The 26,442-nt window shown below is 58.4% G+C and carries 26 protein-coding genes; 8 read left to right on the forward strand and 18 right to left on the reverse strand.

Annotated elements, in window-relative coordinates:
- Nucleotide 1: 1 nt before the first annotated feature.
- From SIB92_RS05630 to SIB92_RS05640, 3 genes are all read right to left on the reverse strand, one after another.
- Complete coding sequence (locus SIB92_RS05630) at nucleotides 2-1,228, reverse strand: HlyD family secretion protein (RefSeq protein WP_412554884.1); 1,227 nt, start codon at nucleotides 1,226-1,228, stop codon at nucleotides 2-4.
- Nucleotides 1,221-1,613: a hypothetical protein gene (locus SIB92_RS05635; protein ID WP_412554885.1), complete on the reverse strand. Its 393-nt coding sequence runs from the start codon at nucleotides 1,611-1,613 to the stop codon at nucleotides 1,221-1,223. The genes SIB92_RS05630 and SIB92_RS05635 overlap by 8 nt, the downstream gene beginning before the upstream one ends.
- 97 nt (nucleotides 1,614-1,710) lie before the next feature.
- Nucleotides 1,711-2,691, reverse strand: coding sequence for a DUF3179 domain-containing protein (locus tag SIB92_RS05640; protein ID WP_412554886.1), 981 nt, complete (start codon nucleotides 2,689-2,691; stop codon nucleotides 1,711-1,713).
- A 218-nt stretch (nucleotides 2,692-2,909) separates the two neighbouring features.
- Between SIB92_RS05640 and SIB92_RS05645 the strand changes: the two genes are divergently transcribed.
- Nucleotides 2,910-4,064 (forward strand): 50S ribosomal protein L11 methyltransferase, encoded by a 1,155-nt coding sequence (locus SIB92_RS05645; protein ID WP_412555801.1) that lies wholly within the window; start codon nucleotides 2,910-2,912, stop codon nucleotides 4,062-4,064.
- A gap of 69 nt (nucleotides 4,065-4,133) precedes the next feature.
- On the opposite strand, the gene SIB92_RS05650 is transcribed toward SIB92_RS05645, so the two are convergent.
- Genes SIB92_RS05650 through SIB92_RS05660 form a run of 3 tightly spaced genes read right to left on the reverse strand, consistent with a single transcriptional unit; the run spans nucleotide 4,134 to nucleotide 5,926 of the window.
- Complete coding sequence (locus SIB92_RS05650; RefSeq protein ID WP_412554887.1) at nucleotides 4,134-4,865, reverse strand: DUF4336 domain-containing protein; 732 nt, start codon at nucleotides 4,863-4,865, stop codon at nucleotides 4,134-4,136.
- A gap of 10 nt (nucleotides 4,866-4,875) precedes the next feature.
- Entirely contained in the window at nucleotides 4,876-5,421 is a 546-nt protein-coding gene (locus tag SIB92_RS05655) for a peptidylprolyl isomerase (protein WP_412555802.1), read from the reverse strand.
- Nucleotides 5,414-5,926 (reverse strand): peptidylprolyl isomerase, encoded by a 513-nt coding sequence (locus SIB92_RS05660; RefSeq protein WP_412554888.1) that lies wholly within the window; start codon nucleotides 5,924-5,926, stop codon nucleotides 5,414-5,416. Before SIB92_RS05660 ends, SIB92_RS05655 begins: the two co-directional genes overlap by 8 nt.
- 129 nt (nucleotides 5,927-6,055) lie before the next feature.
- Here SIB92_RS05660 and SIB92_RS05665 point away from each other — a divergent pair, with 129 nt between their 5' ends.
- Nucleotides 6,056-7,246 (forward strand): phosphoglycerate kinase, encoded by a 1,191-nt coding sequence (locus SIB92_RS05665; protein WP_412554889.1) that lies wholly within the window; start codon nucleotides 6,056-6,058, stop codon nucleotides 7,244-7,246.
- 168 nt (nucleotides 7,247-7,414) lie between these two features.
- Nucleotides 7,415-8,308, forward strand: coding sequence for a fructose bisphosphate aldolase (locus SIB92_RS05670; protein WP_412554890.1), 894 nt, complete (start codon nucleotides 7,415-7,417; stop codon nucleotides 8,306-8,308).
- 54 nt (nucleotides 8,309-8,362) lie between these two features.
- Here the strand turns inward: SIB92_RS05670 and SIB92_RS05675 are convergent, their stop codons facing one another.
- From SIB92_RS05675 to SIB92_RS05690, 4 genes are all read right to left on the reverse strand, one after another.
- Complete coding sequence (locus tag SIB92_RS05675; RefSeq protein ID WP_412554891.1) at nucleotides 8,363-9,514, reverse strand: lytic murein transglycosylase; 1,152 nt, start codon at nucleotides 9,512-9,514, stop codon at nucleotides 8,363-8,365.
- A 101-nt stretch (nucleotides 9,515-9,615) separates the two neighbouring features.
- Entirely contained in the window at nucleotides 9,616-11,025 is a 1,410-nt protein-coding gene (locus SIB92_RS05680; RefSeq protein ID WP_412554892.1) for a DUF1266 domain-containing protein, read from the reverse strand.
- Nucleotides 11,026-11,250: 225 nt separating this feature from the next.
- Nucleotides 11,251-11,787 (reverse strand): hypothetical protein, encoded by a 537-nt coding sequence (locus SIB92_RS05685; protein ID WP_412554893.1) that lies wholly within the window; start codon nucleotides 11,785-11,787, stop codon nucleotides 11,251-11,253.
- A 286-nt stretch (nucleotides 11,788-12,073) separates the two neighbouring features.
- Nucleotides 12,074-13,693: an acyl-CoA dehydrogenase family protein gene (locus SIB92_RS05690; protein WP_412554894.1), complete on the reverse strand. Its 1,620-nt coding sequence runs from the start codon at nucleotides 13,691-13,693 to the stop codon at nucleotides 12,074-12,076.
- A gap of 164 nt (nucleotides 13,694-13,857) precedes the next feature.
- On the opposite strand from SIB92_RS05690, the gene SIB92_RS05695 reads away from it, so the two are divergent.
- The 5 genes from SIB92_RS05695 (at nucleotide 13,858) to SIB92_RS05715 (ending at nucleotide 18,335) form a co-directional block, all read left to right on the forward strand.
- Nucleotides 13,858-14,160 carry an FtsB family cell division protein gene (locus SIB92_RS05695; RefSeq protein ID WP_294229114.1) on the forward strand — a complete coding sequence of 101 codons (303 nt, stop codon included), beginning with the start codon at nucleotides 13,858-13,860 and terminating at the stop codon, nucleotides 14,158-14,160.
- Nucleotides 14,161-14,278: 118 nt separating this feature from the next.
- Complete coding sequence (gene pdhA / locus SIB92_RS05700; protein ID WP_412554895.1) at nucleotides 14,279-15,268, forward strand: pyruvate dehydrogenase (acetyl-transferring) E1 component subunit alpha; 990 nt, start codon at nucleotides 14,279-14,281, stop codon at nucleotides 15,266-15,268.
- A 20-nt stretch (nucleotides 15,269-15,288) separates the two neighbouring features.
- Nucleotides 15,289-16,653, forward strand: a complete 1,365-nt coding sequence (locus SIB92_RS05705; RefSeq protein ID WP_412554896.1) for a pyruvate dehydrogenase complex E1 component subunit beta — start codon at nucleotides 15,289-15,291, stop codon at nucleotides 16,651-16,653.
- A 14-nt stretch (nucleotides 16,654-16,667) separates the two neighbouring features.
- Entirely contained in the window at nucleotides 16,668-17,024 is a 357-nt protein-coding gene (locus SIB92_RS05710) for a hypothetical protein (RefSeq protein ID WP_412554897.1), read from the forward strand.
- On the forward strand, nucleotides 17,025-18,335 hold the full coding sequence (locus SIB92_RS05715; protein WP_412554898.1) for a pyruvate dehydrogenase complex dihydrolipoamide acetyltransferase: 1,311 nt from the start codon (nucleotides 17,025-17,027) through the stop codon (nucleotides 18,333-18,335).
- A gap of 67 nt (nucleotides 18,336-18,402) precedes the next feature.
- Here the strand turns inward: SIB92_RS05715 and cysE are convergent, their stop codons facing one another.
- The 8 genes from cysE to SIB92_RS05755 all read right to left on the reverse strand — a co-directional run bounded on the left by cysE (nucleotide 18,403) and on the right by SIB92_RS05755 (nucleotide 26,442).
- Nucleotides 18,403-19,218 carry a serine O-acetyltransferase gene (gene cysE / locus SIB92_RS05720; protein ID WP_412554899.1) on the reverse strand — a complete coding sequence of 272 codons (816 nt, stop codon included), beginning with the start codon at nucleotides 19,216-19,218 and terminating at the stop codon, nucleotides 18,403-18,405.
- 126 nt (nucleotides 19,219-19,344) lie between these two features.
- On the reverse strand, nucleotides 19,345-23,268 hold the full coding sequence (locus SIB92_RS05725; protein WP_412554900.1) for a glycoside hydrolase/phage tail family protein: 3,924 nt from the start codon (nucleotides 23,266-23,268) through the stop codon (nucleotides 19,345-19,347).
- 6 nt (nucleotides 23,269-23,274) lie between these two features.
- Nucleotides 23,275-23,742 carry a peptidase gene (locus tag SIB92_RS05730; protein ID WP_412554901.1) on the reverse strand — a complete coding sequence of 156 codons (468 nt, stop codon included), beginning with the start codon at nucleotides 23,740-23,742 and terminating at the stop codon, nucleotides 23,275-23,277.
- A complete protein-coding gene (locus SIB92_RS05735) occupies nucleotides 23,742-24,629 on the reverse strand; it encodes a DUF2163 domain-containing protein (RefSeq protein WP_412554902.1) in 888 nt (295 codons plus the stop codon). Before SIB92_RS05735 ends, SIB92_RS05730 begins: the two co-directional genes overlap by 1 nt.
- Nucleotides 24,629-25,261 (reverse strand): TIGR02217 family protein, encoded by a 633-nt coding sequence (locus SIB92_RS05740; protein ID WP_412554903.1) that lies wholly within the window; start codon nucleotides 25,259-25,261, stop codon nucleotides 24,629-24,631. The genes SIB92_RS05735 and SIB92_RS05740 overlap by 1 nt, the downstream gene beginning before the upstream one ends.
- 9 nt (nucleotides 25,262-25,270) lie before the next feature.
- Complete coding sequence (locus SIB92_RS05745; protein ID WP_412554904.1) at nucleotides 25,271-25,924, reverse strand: phage tail tape measure protein; 654 nt, start codon at nucleotides 25,922-25,924, stop codon at nucleotides 25,271-25,273.
- Entirely contained in the window at nucleotides 25,911-26,120 is a 210-nt protein-coding gene (locus SIB92_RS05750) for a rcc01693 family protein (protein WP_412554905.1), read from the reverse strand. The genes SIB92_RS05745 and SIB92_RS05750 overlap by 14 nt, the downstream gene beginning before the upstream one ends.
- Complete coding sequence (locus SIB92_RS05755; RefSeq protein WP_412554906.1) at nucleotides 26,107-26,442, reverse strand: gene transfer agent family protein; 336 nt, start codon at nucleotides 26,440-26,442, stop codon at nucleotides 26,107-26,109. Before SIB92_RS05755 ends, SIB92_RS05750 begins: the two co-directional genes overlap by 14 nt.

The raw sequence follows: 26,442 nt of genomic DNA on the forward strand, positions 1-26,442 counted from the left end.
GTCAGTTGAACACCAGCGCCTTTACCGGAATGACAATCGCCATGGCGCGGATCACCACCGCGTTTGTCACGCCAAGCCCGTCAATTGCTTTATACATAAAGGCATGAAGGCCGGTGAGCCCGTTCTCCTCGATGAACTTGGAGTGGTCTGTAAAGCCCACGCCAACGCAACGGCTGCCTGGCGGTACGCCCTCAATTTTCTCCGGAAAAATGGGCTCCATGATCGCCAACAGTGTCCCGGGTCTTAATCGATCCTGAATATCAATCAAATTGTCGCCGGGCCGAAACTGTCCGGCGGCAATTGTGTCCTGCACCTGCACCACCCGCATCGGGATCACCGTCAACGGCTTCGCCGGACAGGTCATCTCAATCAACATGCCCTCTTTCACAATGCCCGCGGAAATTTGGCCAAACCCAGCCATAAATCGCCGCGGTCCCGCCATATCCGCAACCAACACGCCGGCTGGCCGTAAGATCGGGTTGATGATGTCACCCGGTTTCAATTGAAACTGCGTCACGGTCCCGCTGACCCCAGCATAAACCGTCGACAAAGCAATCTCCGTCTCCGCCTGCGCCAAAGCTGCCTCGGCACTGTCACGCTGTGCCGGCAAGGTGTCACTCACCCGCAGGGTTGCCGCCTGCACCGCCGCAATCGCTGCATTGCGCTGCCCTTCGGCCACAGCCACCGCGTTCGCGAGCTGCTCCAACTCCTGCTCAGTCACAACAGTACTGTTGCGCGCTGCAATGCTTTGCCGCCGCTGCAGATCATCTTTGGCCTGAACAAGCTGCGCCTCAGACGCATCCAACTGCGCCTGCGCCCCGGATATCTCTGCTGCCCCCAACAATAGTGCCGCGTCGACCTCAACCATCTGCCGCCGCGCCGTCTCCGCCGCTGCTTCTTGGCGTGACGTGTCCAACCGGAACAATGGGTCCCCTTCCGACACGCGCGAATTGTTGGCCACATAAACCTCCGCAACGCGCCCTCCGTCCTCCGACAGAATAGTTACCGTGCGAAAAAACGAGGTGATTTTATCTGACGTCGGGTGGAAATAGAAAATCAGCGTGATCAGAGACACCGCCAAAATCCCACAAGACGTTATGCCCCAGCGCAACTCATACCAGACGTTAAAAAATGTAATCTCATGTCCCAGACGTTTGCCCTGCGCATAGCGGCGATACAGGATATCTGGAACCAACGTGACAAGGCAGCTCAGCATGAGTTCAAGCATTGTCCTGTGCCTCCTCGACCGTTTCCAGTTCGGCAGGTTCCACCACCTCTTCCTCGATTTCCGGTGGCACCTCCGCCGCAGCCAATGCCTGATCTACCCGCGCAAAATGATCCGGGAACAGCTCATGAAACGGGATCGCCGCCAGCAATATGCCCGCGATCCAAAACGCGTTGTTCATGGTGAAAAGCGAAATCACGCCCAAAATGCCAACCATCTGCATTTGGATCTTGTGACTGCCAGAGGCCATCCGGTCCGGAATGGCCTGCACTGTGAAATACAGCGCCCCAAGGCCCAGCAAAACAACGATCAAGAAGATGCCGATACCCAGCATCAAAAAATCCGTGCCACCGGGCGCAACGACAAAAAACGGTAGTTCGGCGTCCATCTCGCGCCTCTCCAAAAGCTATTGAAATCCCAATAACTTCAACCGTAACGCGGAAAACCGGTTTCAATCAACGGTTCTGACAGACTGGACGGCAAACCTACTTCCCCAACATCCACTGCCCGTCCGGCCAAAACGCGTGAAAGGCAAAAGCAAACAGCACATCATGCGGCACATCTTTACCACGCGCATCCTTCACTCGAATGGTGCCCACATCCTTGCTCTTGCCGATATTGGCCTTGTCCAACGCCGAAGCCTGCCCCGCCTGCCAGGAGATCGTGATCCCCGCTTCCGACACTTTGCCTTCCTCGGCCAGACGTGTCATCGGCCAGGCCCGATCGCCCACGCGCACAACCCGCACCAAAGGCGGCACCCCATGTGGCGGGTTCTCCCCGCTGTACAAAAACGGCCGCGCCGAACTGTCATAGCGCACATAAGGGTTGCGGCCATAGTCGCGGCCAAACGGCGGCTCCGCCATCACCAGCCCCTCAGGATGCCGCGCCTTAAACTGCGCCCAGCTCTCCATCCAGGTGGGCAAGGCCTTTAGCTTCACCCCTGTCATCTCGCCCACAATCCCGGTGCCTATCGCCTGCTGCCACCAGCTCTGGGTCTCGCGGTCATACATCACCATATCGCTGTTGCGCAGCTTGCCGGACACGCCAAGTGTAAGCACTTTGCCTTTGGCACGCCGATCAAAGGTGATCGCCGAGTTGCACAACGGGCAAAAGGTCACCGCGATGGGCGTCTTCCCCACCTGATCATTCACAATCTCATGCCAAGTCAAGTAACGGATCGGATAAGCCCGTGGCAGCTCTCCGGGCATTTCCACCGTCACCACCGGCTCGCGTTCCCCAATCCGACTCTCATCCCCCACGCGAATGAACTGCGGATCACTCAGCGCCGGAATCCCATCTTTGGGCGGCCCACCACTCATGATCTCAACCCAATTGGGGATACTGGTTCTGGAAAAATCCGTCTCCGGCCACTCGTGTTTCCAGAAACTCGGATCGGCCCAAGCCGTCCCACCAAGAGCCAACGCCGCAACCACCGCCGCCAAACGTCCCAATTGTTTCAATGCCATAGCCCTACCCTCCCGCGCTTCTCAAAAGCCTGCGCCGAAACCCGCCCCCGCACCAGCCCTCACACGCAGATGTGAGACGCCTTTACCAATCCTCAATTCCTCTGCCGCATAGCTAGGCCCGCAGCATTTGCCTCAAAAAAGGAAAATTAAAGTTGTTAGAAGAACAACCCTCTGCCGCCGACCTCGATCTCATTGCCGAATTTGAACCCCGTTTTGAGATGCTGGACGCCAACAGCCTTGTGGCCCTCGCCGAAAACGCCCCACTGGGCGACGGTGGCGTACACGCCTCCAACCTGCTGGCCCAAGCGCTGGAAAAAGACCCGCATCACCACGCGGCGCACCTCCTGAAAGAGCAATTGCATCAGATGTTTGTGCCCCGCTGGCACTTCCCAATGCTCGCCGACACCGTGCGCAACCAAGCCTACGCCAAAGCCATCGCTGCCAAGGTGCAACCGGGCGACATTGTGCTCGACATCGGCTGCGGCGCCGGCCTCACCGCCATGCTCGCCGCCCGCGCTGGTGCCAAACATGTCTACGCCATCGAAGGCCAGCCGCTGATTGCAGCCGCCGCCAAACAGGTGATCGCCGACAATGGCTTAAGCGAAAAAATCACCGTGCTGTCCAAATGGTCCCATGAGCTGGTCATCGGCGAAGACCTGCCAGAGCGTGCCGACGTTGTGGTCTCTGAAATTGTTGACAGCAACCTGCTGGGCGAAGGCGCGCTAGCCACGCTGACCCACGCGATGGAGCATCTCGCCAAACCCAACGCCCGTGCCGTTCCCGAAAGCGGCACCCTCAAAGCACAACTGGTCGAAAGCGCTGCCCTGCGCAACCAATACCGCCCGCTTGAGGCCGAGGGCTTTGACCTTTCAGCCTTCCACAAGTTTGCCAATGTCGCGCAGGTCACCCCCAACGACTCCGCAGCCTGCGGCCTGCGTCCCTTGGGGCCCACCAGCGAGCTGTTCCACTTCGACTTCACCCGGCCAGACATGTCCCACGGCAAAACCACCCTGCCGCTGTTTTGCACCACCATGGGCACCGCCCACGCGGTTGTGGTCAGCTTTGACATGGTGCTGGCGCCCGGCATCTCGGTCTCCAACGATCTGAACACCGACGGCCACTGGGGGCGTTTCTCCTATTTGCTGGACCAGTCCACGCCGGTCAATGTTGGCTCGCAGGTCACCATCACCGCGCAACACGACGCCACCAAACTCAGCGTGTCGATCCACGACACAACCCCGGCAGAGCGCCCGATCATCTGGCAGCGTGGCGTGAACAACCGCAGCACCTTCGCACCGGTGCCCGAGGCAACACCGTCGTGGTTTGTACCAGACACACAGGAGACACCCGCCTCCGAGCATCCAATGCACTAATCTCGCAGTGTGTTTGCAAATCTCAGGCCGTTGCCCCCAAAGGCAACGGCCTTTTTGATGGGCTCGTGATTACGGCACCAATCGCCTCAACGCACGTTTCAATGCGGCGGTGCCATCTTCTTGAAACCAGGCGCCATGGCTAAAAATCACCCGCTCCGGCGCCCAGTCCACCAAGACCTGTAAAGCCGGTCGCAACTGCGCCTTATCAAAGGTGAGTTTCAAATCTGGCGGCATGCCACCACGAGGCGCGGAGATCCCTGCCACCCGCGTCAAAATCCGCATCCAGACAGGCACCGTGTCACCTTCGATGTTCTGTATCAGATCCGTCAGGATCAAAGTGCGTGTCGCTTTGTGAAAAAACACCGCCTCGCGATGCAGCTTACTGCCTGGCACCACCATTTGGTGCATCTCGTCCTGCCACGGCGTCGATTGCTTGCTCGCAAGAACAGCATCAGCCTCAAGCCAAATCCCGCGAGACTTTGCCCGTTTTGTCACCCCAGGCGCCACCCAACTCTCCGCATCCGGAAACGTCTGCTGCCATTCTTGTAGATAGGCATAATGCACCCAATTGGGTGCAATCAAATAGCGCACCTCCCCAAGCCGCGCGATCTGCGACACCAAATCTTCGGTCAATTTTGTCGGGGAGTGCACAAACAGCCTGCCGTTCCTCAGACGCACAACAGTCGCGCGTGTCGTGAACGGCAGACCGTAAAATTTGATCACCGGACCATCAATCACCCAAAGATCCTGAGCCACCAGCTTAAGGGTGTTCAGCGGGTGATAGCCGGTCCGGTGTGTCAAAGTCGTGGCCTTACTCGGTCACCGTAACTTTCTTCATCATGTCCGGCTGACCAACAACGGCGCCGTTTTGACCAGTGCCGCGTTTGATCGCATCCACCACATCCATGCCATCGGTCACTTGCCCCACAACGGTGTACTGACCGTTCAGGAACGGACCCGGTGCAAACATGATAAAGAACTGGCTGTTGGCCGAGTTCGGGTTCTGGCTGCGCGCCATGCCGACAACACCACGGTCGTAGTTGATGTCAGAGAACTCCGCAGGCAGGTCCGGACGGCTGGAGCCACCCCGGCCCGCCATGCGCATGTCGCCACCCATTTTGCCGTATTGCACGTCACCGGTCTGCGCCATGAAGCCGTCAATCACGCGGTGGAACACCACGCCATCATACTGACCTTCTGCCGCAAGCGCGGTGATCTGCTCCACGTGCTTTGGGGCCACATCTTCCAGCAGGTCGATGGTGATGACGCCATTGGCCTCACCTTCCACCTCAATCTGAAGACCAGCGGCCAGCGCCGGGCCGGCCATCACGGCAAACGCCGCTGCAAGCTTAAGCATCGACATCTGCGGCCACCTTTACGCTGATCATACGGTCTGGGTTCGCAGGTGGCTCGCCACGTACAATCGCGTCCACATGCTCCATACCTTCAACCACGCGGCCATAAACCGTGTACTGACCGTTCAGGAAGTGGTTGTCCTTGAAGTTGATGAAGAACTGGCTGTTCGCGGAATCCGGCATCTGGCTGCGCGCGGCGCCCAGGGTGCCACGGTCATGTGGCAGCTTGGAGAATTCCGCCTTCAAGTTTGGCAGATCGGAGCCACCGGTACCCGCCATGCGGATGTTGAAGTCTTTTTCCATGTTACCGTTGGCCACGTCGCCGGTTTGCGCCATGAAGCCGTCGATCACACGGTGAAAACACACGTTGTCGTACTGACCGGACCGCGCCAGCTCTTTCATGCGCTCGGCATGACCCGGTGCCACATCCGGCAGCAGCTCGATAACAACCGTGCCACCGGTCAGTTCCATCAGGATTGTGTTCTCAGGATCTTTGATCTCAGCCATTTCGGCGCTCCTCAATGTAAATTCTTGCCCCGTAGTTAAACATCCCTACGGCGATTGCCAAGAGAGCGTTGACCCCGTGCCCCAGTGCGCTAGGAATGCGGCAACGGATTTTCTTTGGAGATTGAGACCATGGCGTGGAAGACCCTCGATGAAATGCAGCTGAGCGGCAAAAACGTGCTGACCCGCGTGGACATCAACGTGCCGGTTGCGGACGGCGTGGTCACCGACACCACCCGCATCGACCGTATTGTCCCTACCGTGAAGGACATTCTCGCCGCCGGTGGCAAACCAATCCTGCTGGCCCACTTTGGCCGCCCCAAAGGCGAGCGTGTGCCAGAAATGTCCCTGCAACAACTGGTCCCCGCGCTGGAAACTGCCTTTGGCACCAATGTTATGTTTGCCGCAGATTGTGTTGGCCCTGCCGCCGAGGCCGCCGTGAACGCGCTGGCAGACGGCGATGTTTTGCTTTTGGAAAACACCCGCTACCACGCAGGCGAAACCAAGAACGACGCCGACCTGACAGCCGCCATGGCCAAACTGGGCGATATCTTCTGCAACGATGCCTTCTCCGCCGCCCACCGCGCCCACAGCTCCACCTGCGGCTTGGCGCACGCCCTACCCGCCTGTGCCGGTCGGTTGATGCAGGCCGAACTCTCCGCGCTGGAAAGCGCGCTGGCCGATCCGGTGCGCCCGGTGACCGCTGTTGTGGGCGGTGCCAAAGTCTCCACCAAGCTGGAACTGCTCGGCAATCTGGTCTCCAAGGTCGACAACATTGTGATCGGCGGCGGCATGGCCAACACCTTCCTCGCGGCCCAAGGCATCGACGTCGGCAAATCTCTGGCCGAGCACGACATGACCGACACCGCGTCTGAAATCCTCGCCAAGGCCAAAGCCGCCGGTTGCACCATTGTGCTGCCGACCGACGTGGTTGTGGCCCGTGAGTTTGCCGCCAATGCCGCCAATGAAACCGTGGCTGCCGATGCCTGCCCCGCCGACGCCATGATCCTGGACGCTGGCCCCGCCACTGTCGCGCAAGTCTCTGAAGTCTTCGAAGCCTCCAAAACCCTGATCTGGAACGGCCCCATGGGAGCTTTTGAAATCGAACCGTTCAACGCGGCCACCGATGCCGCTGCGCTCAAAGCCGCCGCGCTCACCAAATCCGGCGCGCTGGTTTCTGTGGCGGGCGGCGGTGACACCGTGGCCGCGCTGAACGCCTCCGGCGCTGCGGCTGACTTCAGCTACATCTCTACCGCAGGCGGCGCCTTCCTGGAATGGATGGAAGGCAAAGAACTGCCCGGCGTAGCAGCACTAAGCCAGTAACACCAGGTTTGCGCAAACCGCGCAAAACAAAGGCGCAAAATTAATCCGATCCTCAAATTAATGAGCGATAGCGCCACCACAATTGCACCCGTTGGCCGGCTCCTCTATGAGCAAGGGCAACGGGGGTTTAACCCTTTATTCACAACCATTTTTTCGATGGGGACAGATATGTCAAACCAAGCTCAAGCAGAAAAGATCTCCAACGGCCAAGGCTTCATCGCCGCACTAGACCAATCCGGTGGCTCCACTCCAAAGGCGCTTGGCCTCTACGGTGTGCCCGAAGACGCCTACAGCAATGACGCAGAGATGTTTGACTTGATCCACGGCATGCGCTCCCGCATCGCCCAAGCTCCCGCCTTCACCGGCGACAAAGTGGTCGGCGCGATCCTGTTTGAAATGACCATGGACCGCGACATCGATGGAACCCCAACCCCCACCTACATGTGGGAACAGCGCGGCGTTGTGCCCTTCCTGAAAGTCGACAAAGGCTTGGAAGCTGAAGAAAACGGCGTTCAGATGATGAAACCCATGCCAGAGCTCGATACGCTCTGTGAGCGCGCAGTGTCCAAAGGTGTGTTTGGCACCAAAATGCGCTCCGTGATCTCGGCCGCCAACGCCGACGGCATCCGCGCCATTGTCGCACAGCAATTCATGGTTGGTGAGCAAATCATCGGCCACGGCCTGATGCCGATCATCGAGCCGGAGGTCACCATCTCCATCGCAGACAAAGCCGAGGCCGAAGACATCCTCCTGGCTGAACTCACCGCCGCGTTGGACATCCTGCCCGAAGATCAGCAGGTCATGTTGAAACTGACCCTGCCCTCCAAAGCCAACCAGTACAAATCTCTGGTCGACCACCCCCGCGTGATGAAGGTTGTGGCCCTCTCCGGCGGCTACACTCGTGAAGAAGCCAACGCCAAGCTGGCGGAAAACACCGGCATGATCGCCAGCTTCTCCCGCGCGCTAACTGAAGGCCTCTCCGCGCAACAAAGCGACGATGAATTTGCCGCCACCATCGCAGACAGCATCGAAGGCATCTATCAAGCCTCCATCGCAGGCTAAGCTTTGGCACCAGACTTCAAAACAGGCGCTCCCTCGCGGGGCGCCTTTTTCTTATCAGGCCAATGAGGCCAACAAGGCTTGAGATGGATCACCCGTCGGCTGCAACCCGCGACTGCGCTGATAGTCGGCAATCGCGGCACGAGACTTCGGCCCCAGCACACCGTCCGCCCCACCGGTATCAAATCCACGGGCAGTCAGCCGCGATTGCAAGGCAATCCGGTCATCCTTGGTGAGCCCATACTGATCCGGTGGGAAAGCGGTGCGCAAAGGCCCGCCGCCAGCAATCCGATCCGCCAGATGCCCAACGCCAATCGCGTAGCTGTCCGAGTTGTTATAACGCTTGATCGCCGAGAAATTCCCACTCACGCCAAAGCGCGGCCCACCGGCTTGCGGTTGGATCACCCGCCCCGCGCTCTCACCAGGCCGCAGTTCCCGCCCCCAGGAGACCCCGCGTGCCCAGCCATTGCGCTGCAAATAGGCCGCCGTGGAGGCCAACGCATCCGATGGATCATCCGACCAAATATCCCGCCGGCCGTCGCCGGTGTAATCCACTGCAAAGGCCTGATAACTGGTCGGAATAAACTGCGTGTGCCCCATCGCCCCGGCCCAACTGCCGGTCATGCGGTCCACCGTGATATCGCCATTCTGCAAAATCCTTAGCGCCGCAATCAGCTGCTTTTCGTAGAAACTCCCGCGCCGTCCATCAAAGGCCAACGTCGAGGTCGCCGAAATCACCGGAATGTCACCCTTGCGCTCGCCATAGTAGCTCTCCAGCCCCCAAATCGCACAGATGATCTCTGCATCCACGCCATAGCTCTGTTCGAGATTGCGCAGCGTGCTGCCATGCCGCGAAAACGCCGCCTTGCCTTTTGCAATCCGTTCATCAGACGCGGCAATCGACAGGTAATCCTCCAGCGTGCGGGTGAACTCGGTCTGATTACGATCGCGCTTGATCACCCCGGGCAAATACCCGGTGTTGCGAAACGCGGCGTTTAGTGTGGCCTCACTGATCCCCGCGCTTAAAGCCCGCCCCCGAAAGCTTGCCACCCAGGCGTCATAAGCACCATTGGGCGTGGGCCGTAAATCCACCGGCAACCCTTGCGCAATCGACGCGGTTTGCCGAGACGGTGTGGTCGATGTGCCCTGACAGGCCGCCAGTGCCAATGACGACAACCCCACCAGAAAATTCCGACGTGAAAAACTCATACCAACTGCCTCTTGCTGTCCGGCCTACGTGCCAAATTCATTGCCAAGAAGTGTGGCAGAGATTTCCACAAGGGGCGAGAGGGAAATCTCCCCTGGCCAAGCTAATGCAACATAGCGCCGGCCGGTTGGGGTATGTTCTCAAGGGCCGGCTTCGCTACCTTGGCGCCAAGCGTTTCCGGCTTGAAAAACGGGTTCACATCGCCGCCCTCCAGGGCCTCGCGCAATCGCCCGCGCGCCGCGTCATCCGCTTCCGGCCAAGGCACCTGCTGCCCAATGGGAAATTGCTGCTCCAAAGCGTCACGGCACTCACGCGCCGTCGTCGACGCAGAGGCGTAGGCTTCAGATGACTCCACCTTGGCCGCTTTCCAGGACAAATAGCCAATGACCTCACTGCAAAAGTAAGATGTCCAATCTGGAAAGGCCGCAGCAGCAATCTGCCGATACGCGGGCAACTCTGCCTGCAACTCCTCGCGAGACAGGAACCCCGCAGCGTAACACCGCCGCAGCAAGAACATGCCGCGGCTCAAATCAAATCCCCAGCCCAACGCCAGCAGATCCTGATCCCCTTGCGGGTAAAGCACTTGACCGATGGCTTGCACGTCAAACAGGAACATGTTGCGCACATCATTGCGCAACGCCAGTCGGCCAATGTGGCGCACTATCTGGAACATCTGATCCCGCGCGGTCCCGTGCACACTCAAAGTGTATGGATCATCCAGCTCGGCACGTTTCTCGTCAATCGCCTGAAAAAAGGTGGCCTCGTCCAACCCAAACTGGTCCAGGGCTGCCACAAGCGACCCACCGGCGACCTCCTCCTGCGCCGCATCCTCTCCTTCCGGGAAAAACACCGGATGAAAGCTGCCTTCTGGTGCGCCGGTCAGCTTGGACAGAATGCCATAGACGATTTCAAACCCGTCCTGCGTAATCAGGTTCACAATGGAACACCGGTGATACTGGCCATCCCGCAACTCGCGTATCGTGGAAAACGCGCTCTGCTTCGACGTAATCCCCCAATCCCGCTTCAACCCGTGCGCCAACTGTTCCGAGTAGTCAAATTTCTGATGCAAATAGGGCCGTGTTTCGGAAAACGCAGGGTCATCGAACCCCGCCTTGCGATCCCAATAAGGCGAATTTTCGTAAGTGTGATACCACCCGCTGTCACGATAGGTGAAACGCGCGCACAGGTTGAGCGCCTGAAGCTCCTCGACAGACAGAAGCTCATTTTCCCGCGCGGCATGATAGCGTTTGATTTCTCGCGTGGCGGCATATCGGCTCCGGCGCAAAGACGAATCCAGAATGAGCGCCGGAAAGATCATAAAGATCCAAAACAAAACGCCCGCACCAAACACCAGAAAAGACAACGCCGCAGGCACGGCGGACAAACCCAGCAATATCAATCGGCTCTGAATAAAAGCCTCTGAAATGGCTTTGGCCCAAGATTGTTTGGGCGGGGGAACCGTCCGGGTGCCAGCAAGATTTTGAACATTGTCGGACAGAAATTCGTTGGTCATTTGGGGTCGTGTAGTCGTTTGAAGTTGACCCGCAAATGACACAACTTTTGCAAGAATGCAAAGTCACAGCACTGAGACCAAAGTGCTGGCTTTCGCCATGACAACTTCGGTCCCAACACCAATCAACGTCGCTCATCACGCGACCGACTGAGGTCACACCCGCGCTGCGTTACGCGCCTCTGCCAGACAGCCCCAAAACGACAGTTGCCGTTGTGACATCCAGCCTTAAAACTTCGCCATACACTCCTGCGCCCGTTCAATCGCATTTTTCGGTGTCTTGAGTTTCACAGTCACGGCACGCGGCGAGCCCTGGAACGCCACAAACTCGCGGGCTTTTTCCAGATCGACCACAAATTGCGGGTTGTCAAAAACGATGTAACCGCCAGTGAAGCCGCCAGAAACGGTCTGGGACACAGACGACGCCGTGCCGGAGTAGATGTTCCCATTCACCACAATCGCAATCTCGCGGTCCCCATCCGCAGGCGCCTCGCCTTTGACAAAAGCTCCCAGATAGGCAGCGTCCTGCGCCTTGGTGAGACCCGCCTGCACCACACTGTTTTCACTGCGCCATTCAATGAAACAGGACTGCCGCGTGTTGTTCTTGAAGACCGTCCAGTATTTTGAACTCAGATAGGTCTCCACATTGTCACCAGAGGTCGGCAGTACGGTGTCATCCGCCGCAAAGCTCATCGATGCCGTGAGAACTGCCGCCACGGCGGTCAGTCCGGTAACAAAAGTCCGAGCAGGGTTAAACAGGCTCATGGGGGATATTCCTTTCAAAAAATGCGATTTGGGCCAAGCATAGGCACAGCCCGTTGAAGGTAAATTTCTTGTTAGGGTAGAGCATTCCTTGCAACCGGTCCATCACGCAGAAGGTATCCGCCAAACACTTCTCTGCGGAGAGCACCGTTTCAATCCGCTTAGCCCACCGCCCGCAGCCTTCACAAACGCAACGTTTTGCCTGCGCAGAATACGCACCTCCGCAAAACAGTCGTGATACAGACAAAATACCGACGTGAAATCTGGCACAATTTGGCAGGTTAACGCCCTACCCCAACCGCGCAATGATGGCATCGACATCCATGTGACGCACGGCCCCGGGAAACGCCCCGCGATCGCCTGCAACGCGCGAGCTGACATAACCTTCCGCCACCACCGACGGGGCAGTTTTCATCAGGCTTGCGGCTGTCAAAAGCGCAGCCAAGCTTTCCACGAACCACCGCGCCTCCGCCTCATGTGGTAGACCCGGCCAGCGCTCAAAGTGCGCCTTCAAAGCCGCATCATACCGCGCATCTATTCCGGTCACTGATGTCAGCACAGTGCGTAATGCCTCACCCGCTTCTGGCTCTTTCACCAGCGCCCGCAACACATCCAAACAGATCACGTTGCCAGACCCTTCCCAAATGCCATTGAGCGGCGCCTCACGATAAAGCATCGGCATCGGTGTTTCCTCGACGTATCCCATGCCGCCCAGCATCTCCATCGCTTCGGCAATCACGCCAATACAGCGTTTGTTGTTGAGGTATTTCGCCAGCGCCACGCCAATCCGCGCCAGTGCGCGGCTCTCCGCATCGTCGCGATCAAAGGCACTGGCCAGGAACATCCCGACCGACAAAGCCGCCTCTGTGTCGACCGCCAAATCGGCCAACACAGACCGCATCAGCGGTTGGTCGATGAGGCGCTTCTGAAACGCGGAGCGCGAAGACACCCACCAATGCGCTTCCTGCAAGGCCGCCCGCATCAACCCCGCCGGGGCCAACACCGTGTCCAACCGCGTGTGGTGCACCATCTCGATAATGGTCCGCACGCCCGCACCTTCTTCGCCGACGCGGTAGGCCAGCGCATTATGGTACTCAATCTCGGAACTGGCGTTGGCCTTATTGCCCAACTTATCCTTAAGCCGTTGAATCCGAACGCCATTGCGCTCTCCTTCGAGCCAGCGAGGCACCAGAAAACAGGTCAGCCCACCCTCGGCCTGTGCAAGCGTCAGGAACCCGTCACACATCGGCGCGGAACAGAACCACTTATGCCCGTTGAGCCGATAAGCGTCACCGTCCCTTATGGCCTTGGTGGTGTTGGCCCGCACATCGCTGCCACCCTGCTTTTCGGTCATCGCCATGCCTAACGTCGCGCCTTTTTTGCCACCAATCGGCGTGAGGCTTGGCTCATAGATACCGGAGGTCAACCGTGGCGTCCAAACCTCTGCCATGTCCGGCTGATGGCGCAGCGCCGGAACCGCCGCATAGGTCATGGTCAATGGACAAGCCACACCGGGCTCCAGCTGCGCCATGTAGTATGTCAGAACCGCATGGGTCGCATGTCCCCCGGGCTGTCCATCCCAAGCCGCCGAGGCATAGCCCGCCTCCAATCCAGCCTGCATCACCGCATGGTATCCGGGGTGAAATTCCACCTCATCCACGCGCCGCCCGGACCTAGCAAACGTCTTCAATCGCGGCAAATCCCGCCGCGCATCCTCCGCCGCCTGCCGCAAGGTTTCGCCACCCCAATGGGCCCCAACCTGCGCCAGATGATCCGCCCGTGCCCCCGCCGCCGCGGCGTGCTCTCTTAGCACGAGATCCTGCCCCCAAAGATCCACCGCCCGCTGCGGTTCAGGTTGGTTAAAAACCTCATGCGATCCTAACTGTGACACCGGCTGTGATGTGGTCATTTCTGGCTCCTCCCACAGCCAGCCTGACCGGAGAAAATCGCCCTGCCAACATTCCCGTCACGTCACAAAAATAAATGAAAAAACTTGTCGTTAAGGGATTCACACAGCGAATCACCTAAGATATAAAGAAATCAGACGGCGCAAAGCCGCACTCAGAGGCAAAAATGACAGCATCATCCACCAAACCGGCCCTTGGCGCGCTTGCGTTTTTTGGCATCGCTTTCACGCTGGCAACCTATTTCACCTTCGCCGCCGTGCAAGGGGACTACGGCCTGTTCCGTCGTGTGGAGATCCTGGCGGAAAAGCAGCAGCTTGAAGCAGAGCTGGCTCTGGCGCAGGCGGAAGTGGCCCATATGGAAAACCTCACCCGCCGTCTGTCTGACAGCTATCTGGACCTTGATTTGCTGGATCAACAGGCCCGCGACGTGCTTGGCATGATCCGCGCCGACGAGCTTGTCATTCGCTAAATCCGCGAACATCCTGACAATACAGACCTTTTTCCACTCGCAACCCATGCGGTGATCCGCTACCCTTCCTGCAAGTATGGTTTAATACTAAACCATTTTGTCTTTGGGAGGAGCCACCATGGCGGCAAAACGTGCTGCAAAGAAGCCCAACGTCTCGGGCGAAGAACTCACGCAATACTACCGCGACATGCTGTTGATCCGCCGCTTCGAAGAGAAGGCCGGCCAACTCTACGGCATGGGCTTAATCGGCGGTTTCTGCCACCTCTACATCGGCCAGGAAGCCGTGGTTGTGGGCCTTGAGGCCGCAACGGAAGAAGGTGACAAGCGCATCACATCTTACCGCGACCACGGCCATATGCTGGCCTGCGGCATGGACGCCAACGGTGTGATGGCTGAGTTGACTGGCCGCGAGGGCGGCTACTCCAAAGGCAAAGGCGGCTCCATGCACATGTTCTCGAAAGAGAAGCATTTCTACGGCGGCCACGGCATTGTCGGCGCGCAGGTTCCACTTGGCGCTGGCCTTGCCTTTGCAGACAAATACAAGGACAACGGCCGCGTGACCTTCACCTATTTCGGCGACGGTGCTGCCAACCAAGGTCAAGTTTACGAGACCTTCAACATGGCCGCGCTCTGGGACCTCCCTGTGGTGTTCGTGATTGAAAACAACCAATACGCCATGGGCACTGCACAAGCCCGCTCCACCTCCTCACAGGACATTTACAAACGCGGCGAAGCCTTTGGCATTCCAGGAGAAATGGTCGACGGCATGGACGTTCTGGCCGTCAAAGATGCTGGTGAGCGTGCCGTGAAGCATTGCCGCTCCGGCAAGGGCCCCTACATCCTTGAGGTCAAAACCTACCGCTATCGCGGCCACTCGATGTCCGATCCCGCAAAGTACCGCACCCGCGAGGAAGTGCAAAAAATGCGTGAAGAACGTGACCCGATTGAAAGCGTGCGTCAGATGCTCTTGACCGGCAAACACGCGTCCGAGGACGATCTGAAAGCAATCGACAAAGAGATCAAAGCCATCGTGAATGCCTCGGCGGACTTCGCCAAGGAAAGCCCCCTGCCAGACGAGTCCGAACTCTGGACCGACATCTACGCGTAAACCAACGAGAGGACACAAAAATGGCAACAGAAATTCTCATGCCCGCCCTCTCTCCGACCATGGAAGAAGGCACACTGGCCAAATGGCTAGTCAAAGAAGGCGACACCGTGCAATCCGGTGATATCCTTGCCGAAATCGAAACCGACAAGGCCACAATGGAGTTTGAGGCCGTCGATGAAGGTGTGATTGGCAAAATCCTGGTGGCTGAAGGCACCGAAGGTGTGGCCGTCAACACAGCCATCGCCATTCTAGCTGAAGAGGGCGAAGACGTCAGCGCTGTTGAGGCAGCTCCAGCAGCGTCTGATGCCAGCGCACCAACTCCTGCCGCCGAAGCCCCTGCTTCTGTGCCGGCACAAGCCGCGCCAGCGCCGGATTTGACGCCCGATTGGCCGGAAGGCACCCCCATGAAGACCCAAACCGTGCGCGAAGCACTGCGGGACGCCATGGCCGAAGAGATGCGCGGTGACGAAGACGTTTACCTAATGGGCGAAGAGGTCGCAGAGTATCAAGGCGCCTATAAAGTCAGCCAGGGTCTGCTGGACGAGTTTGGCAGCAAGCGGGTCATCGACACGCCGATCACCGAGCATGGCTTTGCAGGCATAGCAGTGGGTGCAGCCTTTGGCGGCTTGAAGCCAATTGTCGAGTTCATGACATTCAACTTCGCCATGCAAGCCGTTGACCAAATTATCAATTCCGCCGCCAAAACACTCTATATGTCCGGCGGTCAAATGGGCGCACCCATGGTATTCCGTGGTCCCAATGGCGCCGCCGCCCGAGTAGGTGCGCAACACAGTCAGGATTATGCAGCCTGGTATGCACAAATACCGGGCCTTAAGGTGGCGATGCCCTACTCGGCGTCGGACGCCAAAGGGTTGCTCAAATCCGCAATCCGGGATCCAAACCCTGTGATTTTCCTAGAAAACGAAATCATGTACGGCCGCAGCTTCGAAGTGCCTGCCATGGATGATTTCACCATTCCTTTCGGCAAGGCCCGCATCTGGCGCGAAGGCTCTGACGTGACCATCGTCAGCTTCGGCATTGGCATGCAATACGCCCTCGAAGCCGCTGATAAGCTGGCAGAAGACGGCATCTCCGCCGAGGTCATCGACCTGCGCACCCTGCGCCCGATCGACTATGACACAGTGATTGCTTCGGTGATGAAAACCAACCGCTGTGTGACCGTGGAAGAAGGCTGGCCAGTGGGCTCCATCGGCAACCATCTTTCGGCCACCATCATGGAGCGCGCATTTGACTATCTGGACGCCCCGGTGATCAACTGCACCGGCAAAGACGTCCCGATGCCTTACGCGGCCAACCTCGAAAAACTGGCACTGACGACCACAGATGAGGTCATCGCGGCAGTGAAACAAGTGACCTATCGGTGATGAATTGGCCTAGCGTGACATTAGGTATCGCCATTGGTGCAACTGGCTTTTTTGTGTTTACTTGGGCAACAGAAGCGGCCGACGCCCTAGATCATGGTATTGGCCTAACTCATTGCCATGCGGAACAAGACGCTCTGCGCCAAGAAAGCGATGTTCTCAAAGCAATGGTTGAGCCACATTGGCTCAACCTCAACGCATCAACCGCGCAATCACAGCTTAAAGACCTTGGCATTTTTGATTTTGCCAAAGGTACTGAAGGCTTGGCAGCTGGTCCCGTATTCTTGAGAACGGACGGCGGCATCGTCACAGAAATTCAAACCCACTGCGCACGTCTCTCGTCAAAAGACTGTGCACCGAAGGGAGATTCATAAATGCCCACTGAAATCCTCATGCCCGCACTTTCGCCCACCATGGAAGAGGGCACTCTGGCCAAATGGTTGGTCAAAGAAGGCGACGAAGTGTCCTCTGGTGACCTGCTGGCGGAGATTGAAACCGACAAGGCCACGATGGAGTTTGAAGCCGTCGAGGACGGCGTGATCGGCAAAATCCTGGTGCCGGAAGGTTCTGAGGGCGTTGCGGTGAACTCGCCCATCGCCATTTTGCTCGAAGACGGCGAAAGCGCAGATGATATCGGTGCCACACCGGCTGCCGCGCCTGCCTCAGTGACCGCGAGTACACCTGAAGCCGTACCAAACGAGACTTCGCAGGCTCCTGCCCCCGCAGCGCCCGCCGCTCCAGTGGCCGCAGACGGGAACCGCATCTTTGCCTCACCGCTCGCGCGCCGCATTGCAGCCAACAAAGGCTTGGACCTCGCGACCATTCAGGGGTCTGGCCCACGGGGACGCATCGTTAAGGCAGATGTTGAAGGCGCAACTGCTACCCCAGCTTCTCAGCCAATGGCCACTGCGGCTAAACCTTCCGCACCGGCGTCAGCAGCCAAGCTGCCCAGCGGTCCGGACACCGACACAGTCCTCAAAATGTACGCGGACCGCAATTTCGAAGAAGTTGCTCTGGACGGGATGCGCAAGACCATTGCCGCCCGGCTCACCGAGGCCAAACAGTCGATCCCGCATTTCTATCTACGTCGGGACATCAAGCTGGATGCCCTCTTGGCCTTCCGCAGCCAGCTCAACAAACAGCTGGAGAAACGCGGTGCCAAGCTGTCGGTGAATGACTTCATCATCAAAGCCTGCGCGCTGGCTCTGCAAGAAGTGCCAGAAGCTAACGCCGTTTGGGCCAACGACCGCATCCTGAAACTGTCGCCTTCTGACGTAGCGGTTGCTGTGGCGATCGAAGGTGGTCTGTTCACGCCAGTGCTCAAAGACGCCGAGATGAAGTCGCTCTCCGCGCTCTCAGCGGAAATGAAAGACCTCGCCACTCGTGCCCGAGATCGCAAACTGGCCCCACATGAGTACCAAGGCGGCAGCTTTGCCATCTCCAACCTCGGCATGTTCGGCATCGACAACTTTGATGCGGTGATCAACCCGCCACATGGCGCAATTCTCGCGGTTGGCGCAGGCACCAAAAAACCGATTGTGAACGCCGACGGTGACCTCGAAGTCGCAACTGTGATGTCCGTGACCCTGTCCGTCGATCACCGCGTGATTGATGGTGCCTTGGGAGCGCAACTGCTCAACTCCATTGTCGACAATTTGGAAAACCCAATGGCAATGCTGGCCTGAGCCTAGGCGTCAGACAACAAAAAAGGACCGCACCAAGCGGTCCTTTTTCTTTTTAATCAACGGACTGTCAGCCTTTGCTACAGTCACCAATATCCTGATTCATATTCACAGCTGGCTGATCACAGCCCGCCTCGCCAACCACTTTGGCCGGCACACCGGCTACGGTCGAACATGGCGGCACTTCCTGTAGCACAACCGAACCAGCGGCTACACGACTGCAATGCCCTACTTTGATGTTACCCAGCACCTTGGCTCCAGCGCCAATCAACACACCATCGCCAATTTTTGGATGGCGGTCCTCTTCTTCTTTGCCGGTCCCGCCAAGCGTCACCGAGTGCAGCATCGACACATTGTCACCCACCACAGCGGTTTCACCAATCACGATGGAGTGTGCGTGGTCGATCATGATGCCTTTGCCAATCTTGGCAGCCGGATGAATGTCGATGCCAAAGATCTCACTGGTGCGCATCTGGATGAAGTACGCCAAATCCGTACGCCCCTGACGCCATAGCCAATTGCCAATGCGATAGGCCTGCACGGCTTGATAGCCTTTGAAATACAGGATCGGCTGCAACAGACGATGGCACGCCGGATCGCGGTCATAGATCGCACTCAAATCCGCCCGCGCGGATTCCGCAATCGAAGGATCAGAGGCAAAGGCCTCATCCGCGATCTCCCGCAGGATCACCATCGACATCTCGTTGGACGATAGCTTAGCGGCAAAACGATAACTCAACGCGCGTTCAATGGTGCGATGGTGCAAAACACAGGCATGCACCAAGCCGCCCATCAACGGCTCTTCCTTTACCGCCTCTTCCGCTTCTCGCGTAATGCGCTGCCAGACCGGGTCAAGTTCGGTCACTTTGGGTTGCGTCTCAGCCATCCTGATCCCCTTTTCTCCCTGCCAGTCTACACCACCTAGGCAAAGCGCCGCAAATTCAAAGGTGTGAAGACCCCAAAAAGCAAATCGAATGAAACACAAGTTGGTGAAGCCCGGGGGTTTTTGGCCTCAGCCCCCCAGTGAAATGGATCGAAACGGCCCCGACCCAAACACTGCTGAAATCTGCGCCACATCAACCGCGAGGCCCGCGACACCACCATCCGTAGTCTGATCACTTGCGCGGTATTGCCATTTGGGTTCTGATACTTGTACCTCTCGCACGACAACATCTTCCCGTCGAACGCGCAGCAGATAACGCTCGTTTTCTTCGCCCAGCGGCACCTCAAACCCGTCCCAACTGTCCGCATCTACGCGCGCCCGCCGTATCCAACTGATGTCTATGTCACCAGAGGCTTGCGTCCGTTGGGCCAAATGCACAGGGGCATAGGGCCGCAGGCCGTTGCCATCAAAACTCTCCACGCGATGGGTGTAGCTCGGCTCATTCAACCCACGTTGCGCTGGCCCAATCCGATAGTGCCTTACCTGCCCGCGATGATGACGCGCCAGTGGCAACTGTGTCAGTTGAGATGATCTGAACACAACCCAGCTACCTGCTGGCCAAACCTCAGGCGCCAAAGAATCCGTGCCCAACTGCCCGCGAAGCCGTTTAGACAAAGCAAAGCGATCCTCCCCGATCAGTTCGGCATTCTGAAACTGTATAGCCTCCCAATTGCCAGGCGCCCCACCGCCGATAAACGCCAGGTTTTGCCCGTTGAGCACGTCCTGCGCGCTCACACTGCGCAACGCGCCGTTCACCATGCGCACATGCAGTGGGTCACCCTGATCCCAAATCCCAGCACCGGTTCGCAAAAGTGGCGTTTCCGTCACGCCCACCATCGCACTGCCTTCAACCAAAGTATCCAGTGCGTACCCCTCATCGCGATCACTGGCAAACACCGCAACAGCGCCCGGCCAAGGGCGTCCTGTTACTGCAATGTGCGGCGCGTGGGGCTGCTCGTCCCCTGTGATCAAAGGCAAATCCAAAAACAGTGTTTGCACTGGCACAGGCGGAACAATCCGGTTTTTGCGCACGACATCCTCCGGCATTTCAGCCGTTTTATACAGCGCCAGTTCTGTGCGCGCGCCTTCCAAAACCTGCGCGCCCTGTTGGGTCAGCCGATCCATCCGATACGCCTGTGTTTCCCCGGTTGCCGACGGTACCTCGACAAGATCACCCGCCCCTATGTTCATTTTGCTAGGGGGCAAGGCCAGTTTCACGCGATCCCGCGCAACTCGTGCTTCCGCCAGCCACCGCTCGGCAGTCTGCCGCCCCTCGGCTCGCGTCAGAACCTCTTCGACCTCGCTGTGTGCAACGGCAAAAGTGGCCTCGTCGTGTAGAATGGCCTCTTCGGACACGACCTCAAAATCCCGTTCCGCCTGCACAAAGTTCAAGCGTACGCGGCCTGCCAATTCCGCATCTGATTGCCGCGTGAACTCAATATCCCCCTCGATCTCTTTAATTTCCGCGCACTCTTCCGGATCAACCAAACATCTTGTTTGATCGCCACGCATGACAAAGCGCAGCACACCGTCCCGCTCAACCGCATCAAACCCGTGTCGCAACATCAACGGCTGCAAGGCAGCGCGCCCATCAGACACATCACCTTGCTCAAAGCCGCGAACCACGCCGGTCAAGCCAGACACATCGTAGTCCACAATGCCGGCATTCAAACAGACCTCCTCCACCACTGAAGCCAACGTGCGATTACTCACACGCCCGTTGATCCAATGGCCTTTGTGAAAATTGCCTCCATCGCTCCAAAGGTCTCGCTCATTGGGAAAAGCCGGAAACGGACGCGCATCCCAGGCCCAGGCAAACATATGATCGCGGTCCACCATAGGTTCACCATAGACAGCGGACACCGGGTTCATCTCAGGATCCGCGTAATGTTCGTGAAGCGCTTGGTAATATCGCTGCTGCACGGCATCCTCTCGCAACCCATTGGAAAAATACGGGGTTGCGGACTCCGAGGACTTCTCGTCCAGGAACTTATTGGGCTGATTGGCGCCTTTATCGATAGCGGCGCAGCCTATTTCTGTAAACCAAATGGGCTTACTTTGCGGCTGCCAATTTGTTGGCGAGGTTTGCCGCACGCCACCAATCCGCTCGTGGTGCGCTTGCCCCCACCAATTCCGTAAATCTTTATAGCGATACACCCATGGTTCATTATGAGCGCCATCGGAGATCGCTGTGCGGTCCTGATCCGCACGCGCTTCAGCCGAGGCATAATACCAATCAAACCCCTCGCCCCCTTCGATGTTGGCTTTCAGGTAGGCAATATCCTGAGGCCCGCGCCAATCCTCCTTGTCCAAATGCACTTCCTTGTCCCGCCAATCCGTTAGCGGCATGTAGTTGTCGATGCCGACAAAATCGATCTCTGGGTCCGACCAAAGCGGATCAAGGTGGAAATACACATCGCCAGAGCCATCCTGCGGTTGATAGCCAAAATACTCTGACCAATCCGCCGCATATCCGAGTTTTACCTCCGGGCCCAACAAAGTGCGCACCTCTTGCGCCAGACTTTTTAGTGCTTGAACAGCCGGAAAACCCGTTGCGCCGCGCACCTGCGTCAGGCCGCGCATCTCAGATCCGATACAAAAGGCTTCCACGCCGCCAGCAGCCGCACAAAGCGCTGCATAGTGCAGAATAAAACGCCGGTAAGACCACTCAGAGGGCCCGGAATACGTCACGCTGTCTGAGCCCACCTGAAAATCCGCCGCCGTGGCCGTACCGAAAAACGCTGCCACCTCGGCATCCGCCTGCGCGGTCCCATCAGGAGACCCACTTTGCCCCTGTGCTTTTGAAGTTGTAATCCGCCCCCGCCACGGCAACACCGGCTGGTCCGCTCCACCGTCCCAAGGGTTTGGCAACCCGTTCCCCGCCATCTGTTCCATCAGAATGAAGGGGTAAAACGTCACTTTAGTGCCCTGATCATCCATGTGACGAATGGCCTGAACAACGGCTTCGTCCGCCGGTGTTCCCCCATAGACGGGCCGCCCATCCAGTTTGGCGATAACCTCAGCCTCCCCACGCGCCACTCCAGATACGCGCCACGGCATGTTGTCCCCGTCCACCTCAGCATCCTCAACCTTGGGGCGCAGCTGGCAATCCGCCATGCGCAGGTCATCCCCAAACCAGCTCACGATCAACGAGGCCGCGCCACACTTAGGCAATTCTTCCTGCAAATCCTGGTGAGAGGTCACAAAGTTGGTCAGGCCAGACGGCGTGTGCTCATTGGCCACCTTTGTTTCGCCATCCGCCTGGCGGCAGTAGACCGGCGTGGTTGCCAAAGAATACTCCCCTGTACCCGGCATCAACGCCACGGCCCGCACAGTTTCACTGTAGTCGGCCGCGCCCTCAGGCACGTCCCTTGGCGTTGCCCGCACAACTTCAAAATTGAACTGCGGCACGCGGTTGCCAAACCGTCCCAGCTCGAGGTCTTCGATCACGACATAGGCTGTGCCACGATACGCTGGCACAGTCCCTGCTCCTTCAACCGCCTCCATTTTGGGGTCCGGCATCTGAATGTCCGAGCCTGTATAGACTCGCAGGTTCAGCTCCTCGCGACCAATCTCGTCACCGTCCGCCCAAATGCGTCCAACCCGCAAAATCTCCCCCTCACACAGGGCAATCGCAAGCGAAACTGAGTAACTGTAAGCACGGGTCTTGGGCGCTTGGGGCATGCCTTTGCCCCCGCCTGTTTCCTCATAAGTCTCCGAAAACCGTGTGGCCCAGATCACCTGCCCCGCCACGCGAACCCGCCCAAACACCCGGGTCTGCGCAGCGCCTTCCGCAGAGCCGGTGAGCCGGAATCGGTTGATCTTACCGGTTTCCACAACATCGGCGCCACCCCCCATCAGCTTTTGATCGATCACGCGCCCCAGCGTGGCCCCGGCCAACCGCCCAATGGCAACCGAGGACACCCCGACCAATCCACCGCCCACTGCACCGCCAACCGCCGCGCCGGCGGCCGCCAAAATCAACGTCGCCATAACGCGTTACCCTCTCTTACCAACTGTACTCTGAACGTCTTGCGGAAAGGCAAACCGCCCCACGATCCGGCGCCGCCAAGGCGCGCTTAGGGGACTTTCCACCACGGCATGCCCGCAATAAGCGTGGATCACAGTTGGCTCCCTGCCGGCCTCCCCAACGATCCCCAAGTGTTTCGCCACGGCTCCCGCTTTCATCCGAAACAGCAGCACATCACCACAGGTTTCATCCTCTAGGCCTTTGGCAACCAAGTTGCGCATTGCGGCCTGCCACAGCACCTCATTGCCATGCGCCTCAGACCAATCATTGGTATAGGCGGGCACAACTTCCGGCTCCGCGCCGTTAAGCCCGCGCCACACGCCGCGGATCAGCCCAAGACAATCTGTGCCGCCGCCCAAACAACTGGCTTGATGCACGTAGGGCGTGCCTATCCAACGCCGCGCCTCTGCAACAACCGCCTCTCCATACGTGGCCATCAGCGCAAACTCCCACCGGTGTTCCCGCCACTCTTTTTGGGATAACTCTTGATCCAGTCTTCGCCCGGGATGTCCGGAAACCCTTGAAAATTCAGATGATTGGAGAACTTTGTACGACAGGTCGAAAACCGTTTATCGCAGCCTGCAGTGAGCAAAACCTCATTGCCCACACTCACATCAGCTCGCAGCGCTTCCCAAAGCTCAATCTGTCGCGCGCCATCTGCCGCAATCCAGTCCCGCTTGATCAGGCCATTCAAACCTTGCGCTTCGCCGCTAACCACCTGCAACTGCCCGCGCGAGAACCATCCTTCCTCAAAACCCGACATCGCACCGAGGTCAAACATCCGACCTTGATCCGCCTGCGCTACGGAGACCTGCACCTGAAACGCAGTATCGGAAACGTCAAACTGGCACGCGGCATCCCCAAGGACGGCGGTACAGGGGCGCTGATAGACCCGACCGCGTGGCACATTTAGCTTTTCTGCCAGCCCGCGCAGTTCCGCGACAAAGGCACCGCCCGTACGGCGGATTTCCCCGATAGAACCGCGAAACACCACACTGCGTTCACTGACATCGGCCCAATTCACCATCCAGGCTACAACTTCGGCGTCATCTAGCCGCCCGGCCTCAATGTCCTGATCCGTGACCGACGCATCACACAACATGCCAATGGCTTCGGCATTACCTACCGACAGCCCCGTCCCCTGCTCAATTGCACTCGCTGTCAACCCAGTTGCGGCTTTGAACACAAACCCGTCAAAGCTCAGATCCTGATCGTGATCGGTAAACCCCAACTTCACGCCATCCTTGCGCGTGATGCCCCAGGCCCGCGCCACAGTGGTCTCGCCACTCTGCAAATGCGCCAATAACTCCGCCTGAAACGCCATCAGATCCGCACCTCAATCACCGGCACATTCGGCAGATCCCCTGCCTTGAAGCTCGCGAGACTGGTCTGAATGCTGTCCGCGTCAAACCGCACCGGCACGTCAAACTCAAACCCCGCTGAGATTTGCGCTCCGGAAAACGGCGGCGTGTCAAAGCGCACGATCCCAGTGGTCAGATCGACCTCAAAATCGTCGCCTTCCTGCAAAAACACCTCTTCCAGCCCCACCGTGACGGTGCCGTCCACCGGTTTGCGAATGGGCCGCGCGTAGCTGTGTTCGCCAGATTGATAGGTCTTCATCAACTGAAACTCCGTGGTCGCGCCGTCGCCCGTGGCAACCACCTGATCCCGATGGTCGATGCCCTTGGAGGCCGCACAGGACTTGAAGTCCGCCCAATCTTTCCAGCGAAACCCGTGCAACTGCCCACGTCGCGCCTCAAAAAACGCAATCAAGGTCTCAATATCATCCAGAGACCGCATACCAACCCCGGCATCATAGCGTCGCCGCGAATGCGCCCAGGGCGTGTTGCGCTCTTCAAAACCGTTGACCAGCGTCACCACTTCGGTCCGGCGCTCAGGCCCACCGAGAGACCCAAAACTCAAACTGGCCGGAAATCGCACTTCGTGAAAACTCATCGTCGCCTCCTATCGGTTGCGTTTGGCCCGCCCCAAGGCGCGGCTCATCTGGGTTGCAATCTGGCTTTGTGAACGGCGGAATCCATCCACATCCGGCGTGGAAATGTTCATCACCACCTGCACCGGACGGCTGTCGCCCTGACTGCGCACACCCAGCTTGCCGTCCATCCCGCGCGCCAGCGGCATAATCGCCTCTGGCCCGGCTTCGCCCATCAACCCGCGCCCACCGCGCATCGGGAAACTGACCGGTCCACTCACCACACCGCCATTAGCAAACGGCATCACCCGTCCCTGCGTGAATGGTGCTCCGTCGGCAAAAGGCAACAACCCTTCCATCAGGCCACCAATCCCAGAGGTCACAACCTTGCCAAGCCCGTCAGTCACCGGCTTCATCGCCGCATTAAATGCCGTGTCCATCATGGACGACGCCAGGGTCTTTAGCGCATCCGAGAGCTTCACACCGTCAAAGGCCAAACCGCTGAACGCCTTGCGCAAATCCTTGCTCAGGCTCTTCTCCAGAGAAGCCACGTCCTGCCCTGCTGCACCGAGCACCTTACGCATGTTGCTCAGTTCCCCGTCAAAGCCAGCCATCATATCCGTGGCCTGTCCCAGGCTCATCTCCAGCGCGTCAAGCTGTCCTTCAAAACTGTCAATCTCTTCCATCACCTGCCGCTCCTTCCGTATCCGGGTATGCGTCCATCAACTGTTTCAACCCTGCCCGCGCGAGTGAGGTCTCCGCACCGCCTTGCCCAAGCAACAGTGCCAATTCCGCCGGTGTGAGTTGCCAAAAATCCTGTGGCCGCAATCCGAGCCGCTGAACGCCCGCGGCCAACAAAACCGGCCAATCAAACGCTGTCATGTTCTGCCGCCGTCAAAGGCCCAAATGCCCGCACCAACAACTGCGCCGCCACCCGGGCCGCCTCGATTGCGCCCCCTGCAATCTCCGCTTGCAAAAGCGAGTCTGACGCCCCCTGCCAACCACCGCCGCGCAGCCCCGCCACAATCAACGCCAGCACATCGCGTGAAGAAAACTGGCCCCTCTCAAGCCGGCTGATCAGTGCCACCAACGTGTCCTCGCCCAACCCGGCTTCCAGCTCGGCCAAAGCCCCCAACGTGAGCTTCAACACATGCCGCCGCCCATCAATGGTCAGCGCAACTTCGCCCGCATACGGATTGGCCAT

This window comes from Shimia sp. MIT1388, from assembly GCF_047124445.1.
In the GTDB taxonomy this organism is placed as follows: domain Bacteria; phylum Pseudomonadota; class Alphaproteobacteria; order Rhodobacterales; family Rhodobacteraceae; genus Shimia.

What these genes read in the sequence shown, in the direction of transcription:
- SIB92_RS05630 (WP_412554884.1), bottom strand. Translation starts at nt 1,228, where the DNA reads ATGCTTGAACTCATGCTGAGCTGCCTTGTCACGTTGGTTCCAGATATC.
- SIB92_RS05635 (WP_412554885.1), bottom strand. Translation starts at nt 1,613, where the DNA reads ATGGACGCCGAACTACCGTTTTTTGTCGTTGCGCCCGGTGGCACGGAT.
- SIB92_RS05640 (WP_412554886.1), bottom strand. Translation starts at nt 2,691, where the DNA reads ATGGCATTGAAACAATTGGGACGTTTGGCGGCGGTGGTTGCGGCGTTG.
- SIB92_RS05645 (WP_412555801.1), top strand. Translation starts at nt 2,910, where the DNA reads ATGCTGGACGCCAACAGCCTTGTGGCCCTCGCCGAAAACGCCCCACTG.
- SIB92_RS05655 (WP_412555802.1), bottom strand. Translation starts at nt 5,421, where the DNA reads ATGCTTAAGCTTGCAGCGGCGTTTGCCGTGATGGCCGGCCCGGCGCTG.
- SIB92_RS05660 (WP_412554888.1), bottom strand. Translation starts at nt 5,926, where the DNA reads ATGGCTGAGATCAAAGATCCTGAGAACACAATCCTGATGGAACTGACC.
- SIB92_RS05665 (WP_412554889.1), top strand. Translation starts at nt 6,056, where the DNA reads ATGGCGTGGAAGACCCTCGATGAAATGCAGCTGAGCGGCAAAAACGTG.
- SIB92_RS05670 (WP_412554890.1), top strand. Translation starts at nt 7,415, where the DNA reads ATGTCAAACCAAGCTCAAGCAGAAAAGATCTCCAACGGCCAAGGCTTC.
- SIB92_RS05675 (WP_412554891.1), bottom strand. Translation starts at nt 9,514, where the DNA reads ATGAGTTTTTCACGTCGGAATTTTCTGGTGGGGTTGTCGTCATTGGCA.
- SIB92_RS05680 (WP_412554892.1), bottom strand. Translation starts at nt 11,025, where the DNA reads ATGACCAACGAATTTCTGTCCGACAATGTTCAAAATCTTGCTGGCACC.
- SIB92_RS05685 (WP_412554893.1), bottom strand. Translation starts at nt 11,787, where the DNA reads ATGAGCCTGTTTAACCCTGCTCGGACTTTTGTTACCGGACTGACCGCC.
- SIB92_RS05690 (WP_412554894.1), bottom strand. Translation starts at nt 13,693, where the DNA reads ATGACCACATCACAGCCGGTGTCACAGTTAGGATCGCATGAGGTTTTT.
- SIB92_RS05695 (WP_294229114.1), top strand. Translation starts at nt 13,858, where the DNA reads ATGACAGCATCATCCACCAAACCGGCCCTTGGCGCGCTTGCGTTTTTT.
- pdhA (WP_412554895.1), top strand. Translation starts at nt 14,279, where the DNA reads ATGGCGGCAAAACGTGCTGCAAAGAAGCCCAACGTCTCGGGCGAAGAA.
- SIB92_RS05705 (WP_412554896.1), top strand. Translation starts at nt 15,289, where the DNA reads ATGGCAACAGAAATTCTCATGCCCGCCCTCTCTCCGACCATGGAAGAA.
- SIB92_RS05715 (WP_412554898.1), top strand. Translation starts at nt 17,025, where the DNA reads ATGCCCACTGAAATCCTCATGCCCGCACTTTCGCCCACCATGGAAGAG.
- cysE (WP_412554899.1), bottom strand. Translation starts at nt 19,218, where the DNA reads ATGGCTGAGACGCAACCCAAAGTGACCGAACTTGACCCGGTCTGGCAG.
- SIB92_RS05725 (WP_412554900.1), bottom strand. Translation starts at nt 23,268, where the DNA reads ATGGCGACGTTGATTTTGGCGGCCGCCGGCGCGGCGGTTGGCGGTGCA.
- SIB92_RS05730 (WP_412554901.1), bottom strand. Translation starts at nt 23,742, where the DNA reads ATGGCCACGTATGGAGAGGCGGTTGTTGCAGAGGCGCGGCGTTGGATA.
- SIB92_RS05735 (WP_412554902.1), bottom strand. Translation starts at nt 24,629, where the DNA reads ATGGCGTTTCAGGCGGAGTTATTGGCGCATTTGCAGAGTGGCGAGACC.
- SIB92_RS05740 (WP_412554903.1), bottom strand. Translation starts at nt 25,261, where the DNA reads ATGAGTTTTCACGAAGTGCGATTTCCGGCCAGTTTGAGTTTTGGGTCT.
- SIB92_RS05745 (WP_412554904.1), bottom strand. Translation starts at nt 25,924, where the DNA reads ATGGAAGAGATTGACAGTTTTGAAGGACAGCTTGACGCGCTGGAGATG.
- SIB92_RS05750 (WP_412554905.1), bottom strand. Translation starts at nt 26,120, where the DNA reads ATGACAGCGTTTGATTGGCCGGTTTTGTTGGCCGCGGGCGTTCAGCGG.
- SIB92_RS05755 (WP_412554906.1), bottom strand. Translation starts at nt 26,442, where the DNA reads ATGGCCAATCCGTATGCGGGCGAAGTTGCGCTGACCATTGATGGGCGG.